Source organism: Tatumella sp. JGM118 (assembly GCF_018257515.1).
Lineage (GTDB): Bacteria > Pseudomonadota > Gammaproteobacteria > Enterobacterales > Enterobacteriaceae > Tatumella > Tatumella terrea.
The window spans coordinates 1-15341 of sequence record NZ_JAERJR010000025.1; the positions used below are offsets into that span (position 1 = coordinate 1).

Here is a 15341-nt window from a genome sequence, read left to right on the forward strand (position 1 = left end):
GTACCTTCGCTCACTCATTTGTCCTTTACGGACCGGTCATGATTCGCTCCTGCTCAGCATGACCTCTCGCCGCGTCCATGCGGCTCGTCCTGGACGCATTCCCTCGCTCAGCGGTGCGATGTCGCGGTAAGTCACCGGATGTGGGACCGGGGAAAACCGGAGGATTTTTTTCTCAGGCCTGTGGGCAGTGAATCGGGTTATTGTTTTTTATCTCAGACAGGGAATATTCAGTTTGTGTGTGGGTTTTAAGGGGCAGATCGTGAGTCTTCCGTTCGCCTTGCTGCAAGGCAGCTCAGCCCGAACCCACGGCAATAAAAAAGGCCCGCATCGCGGGCCTTTGCTTCCCTCAATGAGGGTTACAGACGATCGATCGCATTCAGCTCATGGAATGCCTGTTCCAGGCGAACCACCATTGAGCTCTGCGCTGCACGCAGCCAGGCACGTGGATCGTAGAATTTCTTGTTCGGTTTATCGTCACCCTCAGGGTTGCCCAGCTGAGACTGCAGATAACCTTCGTTCTTTTTGTAGTATTGCAGAATACCGTCCCAGGTCGCCCATTGGGTATCGGTATCGATATTCATTTTAATCACGCCATAGCCGATAGCTTCTTTGATCTCTTCCGCAGAAGAACCGGAGCCGCCGTGGAAAACAAAGTTCAGCGCGTTGTGCGGCAGACCATGTTTTTCGCTGACATAATCCTGTGAGTTACGCAGAATTTTTGGTGTCAGCTGAACGTTACCCGGTTTGTATACACCGTGTACGTTACCAAAAGAGGCAGCGATGGTGAAATTAGGGCTGACTTCATTCAGTTTACGGTAGGCGTAATCAACATCTTCAGGCTGGGTATACAGGGCTGAGTTATCGAGGTGAGAGTTATCAACACCGTCTTCTTCACCGCCGGTACAACCCAGTTCGATTTCCAGGGTCATCCCCATTTTTGCCATACGAGCCAGATATTTGCTGCTGATTTCGATGTTTTCTTCCAGTGACTCTTCAGACAGGTCGATCATGTGAGAAGAGAACAGAGGCTTACCGGTTTTGGCGAAATGTGCTTCACCGGCATCCAGCAGACCATCAATCCACGGCAGCAGTTTTTTGGCACAGTGGTCGGTGTGCAGGATCACCGGCACGCCGTACGCTTCAGCCATCAGATGCACATGGTGTGCACCTGCGATGGCTCCCATGATGGCCGCCGCCTGAGGCTTGTCAGACTTATATCCTTTACCGGCAATAAAGGCCGCACCGCCGTTAGAAAACTGAACAATCACCGGCGCTTTCACTTTAGCCGCAGTTTCCAGTACCGCATTGATGGAGTCGCTGCCCACGCAGTTTACTGCAGGCAGTGCAAAATGATTCTCTTTAGCGACCTGGAAGATTTTCTGAACATCTTCGCCAGTAACTACACCAGGTTTTACGAAATCAAAAATTTTAGACATAACATTGTCCTGTTTCGTTGGCCGTAAACGGATGCCCGTTAGCCGGGCTAAACTCGATGCGCCCGGCCCCTGCCGGGTACACCGTTGCAGAATTACTGTTTTGCACGCTCTTCAAGCATGGCAACTGCCGGTAGTTTTTTACCTTCAACAAACTCGAGGAAAGCCCCGCCGCCGGTAGAGATATAAGAAATTTTATCTTCGATACCGAACAGGTCGATGGCCGCCAGCGTATCACCGCCACCGGCAACGGAGAATGCATCACTGTCTGCAATGGCATTAGCAACGATTTCGGTCCCTTTACGGAAGTTAGGGAACTCAAACACCCCTACCGGACCATTCCACAGAATAGTCTTCGCGCCTTTCAGGATGGCGGCCATAGCCTGTGCTGTCTCATCGCCGAAGTCCATGATCTCTTCATCATCACGGATGTCAGTGACTTTTTTCACCGTTGCCGGTGCAGTTTCAGAAAACTCTGTACCTACGCGGGAGTCCGTCGGTACCGGGATCCCATGCTGATCACGCAGTTTTTTCGCAGCTTCCACGAAGTCCGGCTCATACAGTGATTTACCGACATTGTTGTCGATAGCAACGAAGGTATTTGCGATACCCCCGCCGACAATCACGGTATCAGCAATGCCCACCAGTGACTGCAGCACATCAAACTTCGTCGAAACTTTAGAACCCCCCACGACAGCCACCATCGGACGCGCAGGGTTGCTCATCGCTTTACCTAACGCTTCCAGTTCCGCGGATAACAGCGGGCCGGCACAGGCGATAGGCGCGAATTTACCGACGCCGTGGGTAGACGCCTGGGCGCGGTGTGCGGTACCGAAGGCATCCATCACAAAGACATCACAGAGTGCGGCATATTTCTTCGCCAGCACTTCGTCATCCTTTTTCTCACCTTTGTTGAAACGGACGTTTTCCAGTACCACCAGTTGGCCGTTTTCCACGGAGACACCGTCCAGATAGTCTTTTGCCAGCTTGACCGGGGTTCCGTTAAGTTTATCTTTCAGGTAATTCACTACCGGCAATAAAGAGAACTCTTCATTGTATTCGCCTTCCACCGGGCGACCGAGGTGAGAGGTCACCATGACTTTAGCACCCTGCTTCAGTGCAGATTCGATGGTCGGTAATGATGCACGAATACGGGCATCCGACGTAACTTTTCCGTCTTTTACCGGCACGTTCAAGTCAGCACGAATCAGTACACGTTTACCTGCAAGATCCAGATCGGTCATTTTAATTACAGACATGGTGAATCCTCTTATTGATTCTCGTAAGTTTGTCAGGCGTTATCACGCCTTACCTGAAATTACCTGCAGACATTGCTAAGGTGGTGTCCAGCATCCGGTTAGCAAAGCCCCATTCGTTATCGCACCATACCAGGGTTTTCACCAGGTGCTGACCACTGACCCGTGTCTGGGTACCATCGACGATGGCACTGTGCGGATCGTGGTTAAAATCAACAGAAACTAAGGGTAGTTCGGTATAGTCGACTATACCACGAAATATTCCCTGTGCTCCGTTTTGCAAAATCTCGTTAACTTTGGCCGCCGTCACCGGTATTTCCAGGGTAACACTGAGGTCGATGGCCGTCACATTGATCACCGGCACCCTTACGGCGATAGCTTCAAACCGATCCGCAAACTGAGGGAATATCCGCGTGATCCCGGCCGCCAGTTTGGTATCTACCGGAATGATCGACTGACTGGCTGCCCGGGTCCGCCGCAGATCGGTATGATAGGCATCCAGAACCTGCTGATCGTGCATCGATGAATGGATAGTCGTGACCGTACCCGACACAATCCTGAACGCATCATCCAGTAGTTTAATCACCGGGATGATACAATTTGTGGTACAGGACGCATTTGAGACTATCCGGTCACTTGCTTTCAGTTCATGGTGGTTCACACCATACACCACGGTCGCATCCAGAGAGTTTCCGCCCGGGTGTGAAAACAGCACTTTTTTAGCGCCGGCAGCCAGGTGTGCTTCACCATCCGCACGGCTGCCATAGTGCCCGGTACAATCCAGAACGATATCAATATCCAGTTCCCGCCAGGGGAGAGACGCTATCCGGGGCTGATGTAATAAACGAATAGGATCCCGCCCTACCCGAAGCACATCCTCTTCCAGCCGGACCTCATAAGCAAAGCGACCATGAGTGGTGTCATATTTCAGCAGATGGGCAATCCCTTCGTTGTCGGCCAGTTCATTAATGGCCACGACTGAAATATCCGTATGCCGGCCGCTTTCATACAGTGCGCGCAATACGCTACGGCCAATACGTCCAAAACCATTAATCGCAATTCTCAGGGTCATGTCACTACCATTTTCTTTGTGCCGGGTGTTATGGAAGACGATGATCGCCGTCATCACAACCCGTTAGCGTAACGGCAGACCGGACATTAATGCCGTTACAGAACCCCAACTGAAACGCTTCAGCTGAGAATAAATCATGCTTTGCCACACGGGAATGACTGAGATCAACTGCAATTCTAATTATTCGATCAAACTCACATTTTCAACCGCTAACTGTGCATAAAAAGCACATCTGCGGTCACCCTTCCCGTCCCGTGACCTGAAAAAAAAGCATGGCAGTTTCCCGCCATGCTGTTCATTTAAAACCTGTCAAAAGACCGGATTACAGCAGAGCGTTAGCTTTCGCCACCACGTTCTCTACGGTAAACCCGAACTCTTTAAACAGCAGATCTGCCGGGGCTGACTCGCCGAAGCTGGTCATACCGACAATCGCACCGTTCAGGCCGGTATATTTGTACCAGAAGTCAGCGATAGCTGCCTCGATAGCCACACGGGCGGTGACCGCCGCCGGCAGTACCGATTCACGGTACGCCGCATCCTGCTTATCGAAGGCATCCGTTGACGGCATAGAAACGACACGGACCTTACGGCCCTGACCGCTCAGCTGCTCTGCGGCCGCCACGGCCAGAGAGACTTCTGAACCGGTCGCAATCAGGATCAGTTCCGGCTGACCGTCACAATCCTTCAGTACGTATCCGCCGCGGGCGACGTTCGCCAGCTGCTCCGCGCTGCGTGGCTGCTGCGCCAGGTTCTGGCGGGAGAAGATCAGCGCGGTCGGGCCGTCCTGACGTTCGATAGCGTATTTCCATGCCACCGCCGATTCCACCTGGTCACACGGACGCCAGGTACTCATGTTCGGGGTGGTGCGCAGGCTGGCCAGCTGCTCGACCGGCTGGTGAGTCGGGCCGTCTTCCCCCAGACCGATAGAGTCATGGGTGTAGACCAGCACCTGACGGATTTTCATCAGGGCTGCCATACGGGTTGCGTTACGCGCATATTCCACAAACATCAGGAAAGTTGCGGTATAAGGCAGGAAGCCGCCATGCAGGGAGATACCGTTAGCCACCGCGGTCATACCAAACTCGCGCACACCGTAATGGATATAGTTACCGGCGGCATCTTCGTTGATTGGTTTAGAGCCGGACCACATGGTCAGGTTGCTCGGTGCCAGGTCGGCTGAACCACCCAGATATTCCGGCAGCAGTTTACCGAACGCTTCAATGGCATTCTGTGAGGCTTTACGGCTGGCGATGTTCGCCGGGTTTGCCTGCAGCTGTTCGATGTATTTCTGTGACTCTTCCTGCCAGTTTTCCGGCAGTTTATCCGTGGTACGACGGATGAATTCCTCAGCCAGCGCCGGGAAAGCCTGCTGATACGCCGCAAATTTCTTATCCCACGTCTGCTCTTTCTCAGAGCCGGCGTTTTTGGCATCCCAGGCCGCATAAATATCGTCAGGGATTTCAAACGGTGCGTGGTTCCAGCCCAGCTGTTTGCGGGTCAGTGCGATTTCCTCGTCACCCAGCGGGGCGCCGTGAGAATCGTGGGTACCGGCTTTGTTCGGCGAACCAAAACCGATGACCGTTTTACAAATCAGCAGTGACGGTTTATCGGTCACGCTGCGTGCTTCTTCCACCGCGCGGCGGATAGCGTCATGGTCGTGACCATCGATACCGCGGATCACATGCCAGTTATAGGCTTCGAAACGCATACCGGTATCGTCGGTAAACCAGCCATCGGTATGACCATCGATGGAGATCCCGTTGTCGTCATAGAAAGCGATCAGTTTACCCAGTTTCAGGGTACCGGCCAGCGAACAGGCTTCGTGAGAGATCCCTTCCATCATGCAGCCATCACCCATAAATGCATAGGTGTAGTGGTCGACGATATCGTGGCCCGGACGGTTAAACTGGGCAGCCAGCGTACGTTCAGCAATGGCAAAACCGACGGCATTGGCAATGCCCTGGCCCAGCGGACCGGTGGTGGTTTCCACGCCCGGGGTGTAACCGTATTCCGGGTGACCCGGGGTACGGGAGTGCAGCTGGCGGAAGTTTTCCAGCTCCTGAATCGGCAGATCATATCCGGTGAGGTGCAGCAGGCTATAAATCAGCATCGAACCGTGGCCGTTAGACAGCACAAAGCGGTCACGATCGGCCCAGGACGGGTTCTGCGGGTTATGATTCAGGAAATCACGCCATAACACTTCGGCAATATCAGCCATGCCCATCGGGGCGCCCGGGTGACCGGATTTGGCTTTTTGTACGGCATCCATACTGAGGGCACGAATAGCATTCGCGAGTTCTTTATGAGAGGGCATGCTTAAACTCCAGATCGGATAATGGCCTTCCCTTTACCAATGCATTGAAAATCAACAATTAACAGGCAAGGCGGAAAAACAGTCGTCCTTCAATGTACATGAAAAACGGGGCAAAAGTATATGCCATGACGGGCGAATTGTGCGACCCGGAAGGCTGGCAGGCAGGGATAAACCCTCAGAGTGTTTACCGGAAGCGGAGATCACAAAAGATTATGCTGCCCCCCGGTGAGGGAAGACAGTTTTACCGGCCCGGGAGCATAGTTTTTCAGAGGGAATCCCGGCGGGTGCTTTTTATACAGAAAGGCTGATTTACCGGCAGAACCTGACGTTCTGCCGGCAGTCCTGAGCGCGTGTCAGGGATCAGCTTTTAAAGATGCTGGCAACCAGTGAGCCCAGATCCGGCGAACTGTTGGTACCGGTCGCTTCCGGATGAACTTCTCCCTGCGGAGAAATTTTATCCATCAGTTCCGGCAGAATTTTCGACAGAACACCGGAGGCACCGTCAACGTCGGTCCCCAGCTTGCCGGCCAGAGACTCTAAGTCCTGGCTGCTGAGTGCTGACTTAATGTCATCACTGCTGACAGACTGATTCGCGCCATTGCTCAGCCAGCTGGAGAGGATTTCGCCCAATCCGCCCTGCTGAAATTTCTGGATCAGAACTTCCACACCGCCCTGCTCCTGAACCCAGTTCCAGACAGCCTGTAACTGTCCCAGATTATTTTGCTGCCCGCCGGTCAGTGAACCGACCAGATCATCCAGTAAACCCATGATATTCTCCTGTTAAAACCGTATCCGGTAACTTACCCCTGATACGGTCTCCGATACAAGTGATTACGCTTTGTTAGCGGCCTGAACATGTAACATATCTAATGCCAGCGTAGCCGCGGCCAGTGACGTCAGGTCAGCATGATCATACCCGGGCGCAACTTCCACCAGGTCCATACCGACGATATTCATGCCCTGAAGTCCGCGAATTAATTTCGTCGCCTTGTCGGACGTCAGCCCGCCAATCACCGGCGTCCCGGTGCCCGGTGCGTGTGCCGGGTCCAGACAATCGATATCAAAGGTCAGATATACCGGCAGATCACCGACGGTTTTTTTGATTTCGGCCAGAATGGCTTCCACCGACTGATCATTGACCCAGGCCGCATCCAGCACATTGAAGCCCAGGTTTTTGTCATATTCGGTACGGATACCAATCTGTACCGAGTGATCCGGGTCAATCAGTCCTTCATTCGGGGCGTGGTAGAACATGGTCCCGTGATCGAATGTCGGGCCGTTGGAATAGGTATCGGTATGCGCATCAAAATGGACCAGGGCCATCTTACCGAAATGCTTCGCATGGGCGCGCAGCAGTGGCAGAGAGATATAGTGGTCGCCACCGAAGGTCAGCATACGTTTACCGTTAGCCAGTAACTTTTCGGCGTGCTCCTGCAACCGGGTCGACATGTCCTGGGAATCACCAAAGGCATAGACCAGGTCACCGCAATCGACGACGTTCAGACGCTCACGCAGATCGAAATCCCATGGCCAGCGGCACCCTTCCCAGGCCAGGTTGGTCGATATCTGACGAATGGCGCCGGGACCTAAACGGCTGCCGGGACGGCCGGACGTCGCCGCATCGAAAGGAACCCCCGTGATCACCCACTCGGCATCGCTGTCATAGGGCTGAAAATTCAGCGGGAAGCGCATAAAGCCAAAGGCATTGGACACCAGGGAGTTGTCATACTGATTACCCAGGGTATGGTACATATCTTTTCCTCTTTCATTCCGGTGAACGGATCACCGGCATCAGACAGTCAGCTATCCGTTCAGGTATAGACGAAAAAAAACCCTTGTGTGTCGTTAAACCCGACGCACAAGGGTATTTGCGGATTATGATAGTTCGTTGCCCCCTCTGCAATGATTATCCGTGCGTACTGATAATCGTCCGACAGGGCAAGACGCTATTACTCGTCTTCCAGGTAGGTGTACCCGTAGAGACCGCTTTCAAATTCCGACAGGAACTGGTCACGCAATTCTTCTTCGATGTCGCTGGCTTTCACCTGTTTCTGGAACAGTTCCAGCAATTCACGCGGATTCAGCTGTACGTATTCCAGCATGTCAGCCACGGTATCGCCCGTATCGGACAATTCCACATCCACCGAGCCATCATCGAAGGCATACACGTTAACCGCTTCAGTATCACCGAACAGGTTATGCATATTGCCCAGAATTTCCTGATACGCACCGACCATAAAGAAGCCCAGCATCGGCGGATTTTCCGGATCATATTCCGGCATAGGCATGGTGGTGGCAATACCATCACCGTCGACGTAGTGATCGATGGTGCCATCGGAGTCACAGGTAATATCCAGCAGGACGGCACGACGCTCCGGCGACTTGTTCAGCCCTTCCAGCGGCAGTACCGGGAACAACTGGTCGATGCCCCAGGCATCCGGCATGGACTGGAACAGTGAGAAGTTGACGTAGATCTTATCTGCCATCCGCTCCTGTAACTCGTCAATGATCGGACGATGTGCACGGTTGCTCGGGTCCAGATGCTGGCGGGTATAATGGCAGATGCTCAGGTACAACTGCTCAGCCCAGGCTCGCTGGGTCAGGCTGTAGGTGCCGGCCGAATATCCGGTGTGGATATCAGACAGGTCCATCTGACTGTCATGCAACCATTCACGCAGGGAGCGGCGAACATTCGGTTCATGCATCTCCTGCCAGGTTTCCCACAGGCTGATAATCGGACGAGGTGAGTCTTCCGCCGGGGCCTGAGGGGTCGTAAATTCATTACGCTCCACACCGATGATGTTAGACACCAGAACCGTATGGTGTGCGGTTACCGCACGCCCTGATTCCGTGATCACGGTCGGATGCTCCAGCCCATGTTCGTCGCAGGCATCACCGATCGCCCAGATAACATTATTGGCGTATTCATTCAGGCCATAGTTCACCGAACAATCTGACTGGGAACGGGTGCCTTCGTAATCGACCCCCAGACCTCCGCCGACATCGAAGCACTTGATATTCACGCCCAGTTTCGCCAGTTCAACATAGAAGCGTGCCGACTCACGCACCCCGGTAGAAATATCACGGATGTTTGCCATCTGTGAGCCAAGATGGAAATGCAGCAGTTGCAGGCTGTCCAGCCGGCCGGCATTACGCATGATGTCCACCAGCTGCAGCACCTGAGTCGCCGACAGACCAAACTTCGATTTCTCGCCGCCACTGGACTGCCATTTGCCCGACCCCTGAGAGGCCAGACGCGCACGGATCCCCAGGCGCGGCGTGACGTTCAGGCGCTCGGCCTCTTCCAGCACCAGGCGGACTTCGGTCATTTTTTCAATAACCAGATACACTTTATGGCCCAGCTTTTCGCCGATTAACGCCAGACGAATGTATTCGCGATCTTTATAGCCGTTACAGACAATCACCGAGCGTGTCTGACCCGCATGCGCCAGTACCGCCATCAGCTCGGCTTTAGAGCCGGCTTCCAGCCCCAGCGGTTCACCGGAATTGATCAGCGACTCGATAACGCGCTTATGCTGATTGACCTTGATGGGATACACGAGGAAATAATCCCCCCGGTAGCCAAACGATTCACGGGCGCGACGGAAGGCTTCGTTGATTGAGCGCAGGCGGTGTTGCAGGATCTGCGGGAAACAGAACAGCGCCGGCAGACGCTGCCCCTGAGCTTCACGCTCTTTGACCAGCTTCGCCAGATCTACCCTGACTTCCGGTTTTTCCGGATTCGGACACACACTGATATGACCCAGTTCATTGACGTCATAATAGTTATTGCCCCACCAGGCGATGTTATAGGTTTTTAACATCCGGCTGGCTTCAGAATTATTGATTGCGACTTCCTGCATTGAGCGCAATTCCCCATGTTCGCCTGCTGACGAACCCTTAATAGTCTTCATGTCGTCAGACATTGCGAACCTCTATTTTAGATTGAAAAGTGAAACGGCTGATTTCCCGCATGGAGAAACGTCTCCTGATCGGATTGGCAATTTCATCCCTCAGGTATAGCACAGAGTCAGGATGAACGATGGCATTAATCGGATTACCGGCCTGAGTGATGCCGCCAGGGACACCCCCGGCAAGACAGATAGCAGAATCCCCCTGCAGGCAGCCTTCAGACGGCACAGGGATCCGTATTAACCGGGTAAAAAGAATCACTTCGTCGGGACAGTGTGGAGGTAAGTGTATGACTCGCGGAAAAAACTGAGTGAGAACTCAGCGCATCAGAACAGAGCGAAGAACCATCAAAAAATGTACAGGTCCGGTTCATTAGTCTTGTCACCTCCACATATGCTGTCTGCATACGGAAAACGGTCAGAGGGTGAAGGTCAGAAAGCAGTATTCCTGACACAAATGCCACGTCAGGGACGCGCCACCGCAGTGTGGTATTCCCGGGGGAACAGCAGCCGCTGTTTATACCGCCCGCCGCCCGAAAAAGCAAAGAAATTATCCCAAAATCAGCAGGCTGTCCGCATAAGTTTACACGCCGTAACGCCTTAATAATAAAAAAGGGCTGGAATTTACACGGAGGTGTGACCTAAAATAGACGTCCGGATGGTTTTCCGTCTAATAAATCTCCATCTGCACTCATTAGTTAGTCACCAGGCAGTGTCACACCAGCCTGTGCCGTAAGGCACACCCTGTACCGCTCACGGCTTTGTCTTAAGAAGCGAAACTGAGCACTGCTGATGTTCGCTATGCTGTAGAATTGAAACCATAGAGTAAGGTAAAGAACAAATGGCAAAACACTTATTTACATCCGAGTCCGTATCAGAAGGGCATCCCGATAAAATTGCTGATCAGATCTCTGATGCAGTGCTGGATGCCATCCTTGAACAAGATCCTAAAGCACGCGTAGCCTGCGAAACCTATGTCAAAACAGGCATGGTGCTGGTCGGTGGTGAAGTGACGACCAGTGCATGGGTCGATATCGAAGATATCACCCGTCAGACCGTCCGTGATATCGGTTATGTTCATTCCGATATGGGTTTTGATGCGAACTCCTGTGCAGTACTGAGTGCAATTGGTAAACAATCTCCGGATATCAACCAGGGGGTTGACCGTGCCGATCCTCTGGAACAGGGTGCCGGTGACCAGGGCCTGATGTTCGGTTATGCCACCAACGAAACCGATGTACTGATGCCAGCCCCGGTGACCTACGCACACCGTCTGGTACAGCGTCAGTCCGAAGTCCGTAAAGATGGCACGCTGCCATGGTTACGCCCGGATGCAAAAAGCCAGGTAACCTTCCAGTACGACGACGGTAAAATTGTCGGTATCGATGCCGTGGTGCTGTCCACTCAGCACGCTGAAGACATTGGCCAGAAAGAGCTGCAGGAAGCGGTGATGGAAACCATCATCAAGCCTGTACTGCCGGAAGAGTGGCTGACCAGCGCGACCAAATATTTTATCAACCCGACCGGTCGTTTTGTTATCGGCGGCCCGATGGGTGACTGTGGTTTAACCGGTCGTAAAATTATCGTTGATACTTACGGCGGTATGGCTCGTCACGGTGGCGGTGCGTTTTCAGGTAAAGATCCGTCAAAAGTTGACCGTTCTGCGGCCTATGCTGCACGCTATGTGGCGAAAAATATCGTCGCTGCCGGCCTGGCTGACCGTTGTGAAATCCAGGTGTCTTACGCTATCGGCGTCGCTGAGCCGACCTCCATCATGGTTGAAACCTTTGGTACCGGCAAAGTCCCTACCGAACAACTGACCCTGCTGGTGCGTGAGTTCTTCGATCTGCGTCCATACGGTCTGATTCAGATGCTGGATCTGCTGCACCCGATTTACCGTGAGACGGCAGCTTATGGTCACTTTGGCCGTGAGCACTTCCCATGGGAAAAAACCGACAAAGCTGAAGCCCTGCGCGAGGCTGCCGGTCTGTAATTCATCTGTCAGACAGGGCAGAACTCTGCCCTGTCTGTTCTGACTTCCGTCCACTTTCCCCCCTGACCTCCCCACTGCGTGCGATTTGTTGTCACTCCTCATCCATCGAACCGGGCAAAATATTTGTTAAAAATCCTTTGTGGTAACGGTTACATTTGAAAGCGACTATCAATCTCAGATTTTTCAGGCTATAACAATTGATATTCATCGGGAAAAATAGCTTGCTTTGGGTTCCGCCAGCGGGACTATAATCCGGAAATTTTTTTCTGTCCGGGTTTAATCCATCCCTGGTGCAGAAAGTGGGTTTTCCGAATTAAATATTGCTTTCAGTAGGTTATGTTGTGTAATCGATTACATCATTGTGATCTTGCTCACTGACAAATCCGGAAGTTTTTTTTAACATTACTAAAATGATGATAGTTAACAGCGGAGGCTAAAATGCCTGGCAACACACACAAACGCAGAACGTCAAATAAGATGATGACTTTCTTCGTCTGCTTTCTTGCGGCACTGGCAGGATTATTGTTCGGGCTGGATATCGGTGTTATTGCCGGTGCCCTGCCTTTCATTGCGAAAGATTTCAATGTCACTCCTCATCAGCAGGAGTGGATTGTCAGCTCAATGATGTTCGGCGCAGCTATCGGAGCCATCGGCAGCGGCTGGATGTCTTCGCAACTGGGCCGTAAAAAGAGCCTGATGGCCGGGGCGATTTTATTTGTCGCCGGCTCATTGTGCTCTGCGTTTGCTGCGAACCCGGAAGTTCTGATTGCGGCCCGCGTACTGCTGGGTCTGGCGGTCGGGATTGCCTCTTATACCGCACCGCTGTATCTGTCGGAAATCGCTCCTGAAAAAATCAGGGGAAGTATGATTTCACTGTATCAGCTGATGATCACCATCGGTATTCTGGGGGCTTATCTGTCCGATACCGCGCTGAGTTACAGTGGGGCATGGCGCTGGATGCTGGGTGTGATCACTATCCCTGCCTTGTTGCTGCTGGTCGGTGTGATGTTCCTGCCAAACAGCCCGCGCTGGCTGGCGGCCAAAGGTAACTTCCACGATGCCAAACGGGTGCTGGATCGCCTGCGTGATACCAGTGAGCAGGCGAAGCGTGAGCTGGATGAGATCCGTGAAAGTCTGAAAGTAAAACAGACCGGCTGGGCGTTGTTTAAAACTAACAGCAACTTCCGCCGGGCGGTGTATCTGGGCATCCTGTTACAGGTAATGCAGCAGTTCACCGGTATGAACGTTATCATGTACTACGCGCCTAAAATCTTTGAAATTGCCGGGTTTACCGACACCAATCAACAGATGTGGGGCACCGTGATTGTCGGCCTGATTAACGTTCTGTCGACCTTTATTGCCATCGGCCTGGTTGACCGCTGGGGTCGTAAACCGACGCTGATCCTTGGGTTTATCGTGATGGCTGCCGGTATGGGGATCCTTGGCGGTATGCTGCACTTCGGTATTCATTCTGTCGGTGCGCAGTACTTCGCGATTGCTATGCTGCTGATGTTTATCATTGGTTTCGCCATGAGCGCCGGTCCGTTGATTTGGGTACTGTGTTCTGAAATTCAGCCGCTGAAAGGCCGCGACTTCGGGATCACCGTCTCGACCACAACGAACTGGATTGCCAATATGATTGTTGGTGCGACCTTCCTGACCCTGCTTAACTCGCTGGGTAATGCACCGACCTTTGGCCTCTATGCGTTACTGAACCTGTTCTTCATTGTGCTGACACTGTGGCTTATCCCGGAAACCAAAAATGTTTCTCTGGAACACATTGAACGCAACCTGATGCAGGGTAAAAAACTGCGCAGCATCGGTCAGAAAGACTAATCTATCCAGCTCCCCCCACAGGCAGCGTCTGCATTGCCTGTGGGGGTTCCCCTCCCCCTCCCGCCGATTGTAATCTCCCTGAACAGCGATTATGCTGCCGCTATGAAAACTCCCCGTCTGCCTATTGCCCTTCAGCAAGCTGTAATGCGCTCTTTGCGTGAAAATCTGGCGCTCGCCAACCGCACGCTTGAGAAAAACTATACTGAGCCTGCGGTCCTCTATCAGCAACGCGGAACGATCGCCGGAACCGCCTGGCTGCAGCAATGGGAGATCCGTTTAAATCCGGTACTGCTGCTGGAAAACCAGCAGACTTTTATCGATGATGTGGTGCCCCATGAACTGGCCCATCTGCTGGTCTGGAAGGAGTTCGGCCGTGTTCCCCCTCATGGTAAAGAGTGGAAATGGATGATGGAAACTGTGCTGGGTGTCAGCGCCCGGCGGACACATCAGTTTAATACCGCAACGCTTCAGAAAACCTTCACCTATTATTGCCCCTGCCGACAGCACCAGCTGACCGTACGCCGCCATAACCGGGTACTGCGCGGAGAAACACGTTACCGGTGTACGCACTGCGGCAGTGATCTGCGCCCGGAGAAATAACGGAAGTCTCACTCTTTTGCCCCGTGACCGTGGAGGCTATGGCATAATCCTGGCTGTCTTTCCTGAACTGTGGTTGCACTAAAAAATAGCCGACAGCAGTTGACGTTATCTTCACAGGCAGAGACACTGACTATTATTTTTTATTACTGGCTGTCCGCCCGGTGACAGCCCTGAACTGGCAGATTTTTCATGCGCGTACCCCGCATCTATCACCCTGAACATGTAGTAAGTCATAGCGAAATAGAATTAAGCGAAGAAGCCGCAAACCATGTCGGCCGTGTACTGCGGATGACCTCCGGTCAGTTACTGGATATTTTTGACGGCAGCAACCAGGTCTTCAGCGCCACCATTACACATGCCGATAAGAAAAGAGTCAGAGTACAACTGGCAGATGGTGTCACCGACGACCGCGAATCTCCGCTTTCTCTGCATCTCGGGCAGGTGATTTCCCGTGGTGAAAAGATGGAGTTCACCATCCAGAAATCGATTGAACTGGGGGTGAACTGCATTACTCCGTTGATCTCCGAACGCTGCGGTGTCCGGCTGGATGCAGAGCGTCTGGAGAAAAAGCGCCAGCAGTGGCAAAAAATTGCCATTGCTGCCTGCGAACAGTCAGGCAGAAACCGGTTACCTGAGATCCGTCCGGTGATGTCACTGAGTGACTGGTGTGCAGAACAGGACGACGGACTGAAACTGAACCTTCATCCGCGAGCCAGCCAGAGTATTAATACCCTGCCGGTGCCGGTCAGCCGGGTTCGTCTGCTGATAGGACCAGAGGGCGGGCTCAGTGCGGATGAAATCGCGATGGCGGCCGACCAGGGATTTACCGATATACTGCTCGGACCGCGTGTTCTGCGGACCGAGACCGCCGCCTTAAGTGTGATCACGGCGCTGCAGGTCCGGTTTGGCGATCTGGGTTAAGACAA

The 15341-nt window shown here is 52.9% G+C and carries 11 protein-coding genes; 4 read left to right on the plus strand and 7 right to left on the minus strand.

What is annotated here, in order from left to right; translation table 11 throughout:
* Window positions 1–356: 356 nt before the first annotated feature.
* The 7 genes from fbaA to speA all read right to left on the minus strand — a co-directional run bounded on the left by fbaA (window position 357) and on the right by speA (window position 10001).
* The gene (gene fbaA / locus JK223_RS15375) at window positions 357–1436 is read right to left on the minus strand and encodes a class II fructose-bisphosphate aldolase (RefSeq protein WP_212715030.1); all 1080 of its coding nucleotides are present in this window, start codon (window positions 1434–1436) and stop codon (window positions 357–359) included.
* 92 nt (window positions 1437–1528) lie between these two features.
* Complete coding sequence (gene pgk, locus JK223_RS15380) at window positions 1529–2692, minus strand: phosphoglycerate kinase (RefSeq protein WP_212715031.1); 1164 nt, start codon at window positions 2690–2692, stop codon at window positions 1529–1531.
* 49 nt (window positions 2693–2741) lie between these two features.
* A complete protein-coding gene (gene epd / locus JK223_RS15385; RefSeq protein WP_212715061.1) occupies window positions 2742–3761 on the minus strand; it encodes an erythrose-4-phosphate dehydrogenase in 1020 nt (339 codons plus the stop codon).
* Window positions 3762–4083: 322 nt separating this feature from the next.
* Window positions 4084–6075, minus strand: a complete 1992-nt coding sequence (gene tkt, locus JK223_RS15390) for a transketolase (RefSeq protein WP_212715032.1) — start codon at window positions 6073–6075, stop codon at window positions 4084–4086.
* A gap of 360 nt (window positions 6076–6435) precedes the next feature.
* Window positions 6436–6843: a YidB family protein gene (locus tag JK223_RS15395; RefSeq protein ID WP_212715033.1), complete on the minus strand. Its 408-nt coding sequence runs from the start codon at window positions 6841–6843 to the stop codon at window positions 6436–6438.
* A gap of 63 nt (window positions 6844–6906) precedes the next feature.
* Window positions 6907–7827: an agmatinase gene (gene speB / locus JK223_RS15400; protein WP_212715034.1), complete on the minus strand. Its 921-nt coding sequence runs from the start codon at window positions 7825–7827 to the stop codon at window positions 6907–6909.
* A 197-nt stretch (window positions 7828–8024) separates the two neighbouring features.
* Window positions 8025–10001, minus strand: a complete 1977-nt coding sequence (gene speA, locus JK223_RS15405; RefSeq protein WP_212715035.1) for a biosynthetic arginine decarboxylase — start codon at window positions 9999–10001, stop codon at window positions 8025–8027.
* Between the two features lie 826 nt (window positions 10002–10827).
* Between speA and metK the strand changes: the two genes are divergently transcribed.
* From metK to rsmE, 4 genes are all read left to right on the plus strand, one after another.
* Window positions 10828–11979, plus strand: a complete 1152-nt coding sequence (metK, locus tag JK223_RS15410) for a methionine adenosyltransferase (RefSeq protein WP_025902738.1) — start codon at window positions 10828–10830, stop codon at window positions 11977–11979.
* A 438-nt stretch (window positions 11980–12417) separates the two neighbouring features.
* On the plus strand, window positions 12418–13815 hold the full coding sequence (locus tag JK223_RS15415) for a sugar porter family MFS transporter (protein WP_212715036.1): 1398 nt from the start codon (window positions 12418–12420) through the stop codon (window positions 13813–13815).
* A gap of 102 nt (window positions 13816–13917) precedes the next feature.
* The gene (locus tag JK223_RS15420; RefSeq protein ID WP_212715037.1) at window positions 13918–14415 is read left to right on the plus strand and encodes a SprT family zinc-dependent metalloprotease; all 498 of its coding nucleotides are present in this window, start codon (window positions 13918–13920) and stop codon (window positions 14413–14415) included.
* Between the two features lie 189 nt (window positions 14416–14604).
* Entirely contained in the window at window positions 14605–15336 is a 732-nt protein-coding gene (rsmE, locus tag JK223_RS15425) for a 16S rRNA (uracil(1498)-N(3))-methyltransferase (RefSeq protein WP_212715038.1), read from the plus strand.
* Window positions 15337–15341 lie beyond the last annotated feature (5 nt).

Coding starts and splice junctions, on each gene's coding strand:
- JK223_RS15395 (WP_212715033.1), bottom strand. CDS start 6,843: ATGGGTTTACTGGATGATCTGGTCGGTTCACTGACCGGCGGGCAGCAA.
- speA (WP_212715035.1), bottom strand. CDS start 10,001: ATGTCTGACGACATGAAGACTATTAAGGGTTCGTCAGCAGGCGAACAT.
- rsmE (WP_212715038.1), top strand. CDS start 14,605: ATGCGCGTACCCCGCATCTATCACCCTGAACATGTAGTAAGTCATAGC.
- pgk (WP_212715031.1), bottom strand. CDS start 2,692: ATGTCTGTAATTAAAATGACCGATCTGGATCTTGCAGGTAAACGTGTA.
- fbaA (WP_212715030.1), bottom strand. CDS start 1,436: ATGTCTAAAATTTTTGATTTCGTAAAACCTGGTGTAGTTACTGGCGAA.
- tkt (WP_212715032.1), bottom strand. CDS start 6,075: ATGCCCTCTCATAAAGAACTCGCGAATGCTATTCGTGCCCTCAGTATG.
- JK223_RS15420 (WP_212715037.1), top strand. CDS start 13,918: ATGAAAACTCCCCGTCTGCCTATTGCCCTTCAGCAAGCTGTAATGCGC.
- metK (WP_025902738.1), top strand. CDS start 10,828: ATGGCAAAACACTTATTTACATCCGAGTCCGTATCAGAAGGGCATCCC.
- epd (WP_212715061.1), bottom strand. CDS start 3,761: ATGACCCTGAGAATTGCGATTAATGGTTTTGGACGTATTGGCCGTAGC.
- speB (WP_212715034.1), bottom strand. CDS start 7,827: ATGTACCATACCCTGGGTAATCAGTATGACAACTCCCTGGTGTCCAAT.
- JK223_RS15415 (WP_212715036.1), top strand. CDS start 12,418: ATGCCTGGCAACACACACAAACGCAGAACGTCAAATAAGATGATGACT.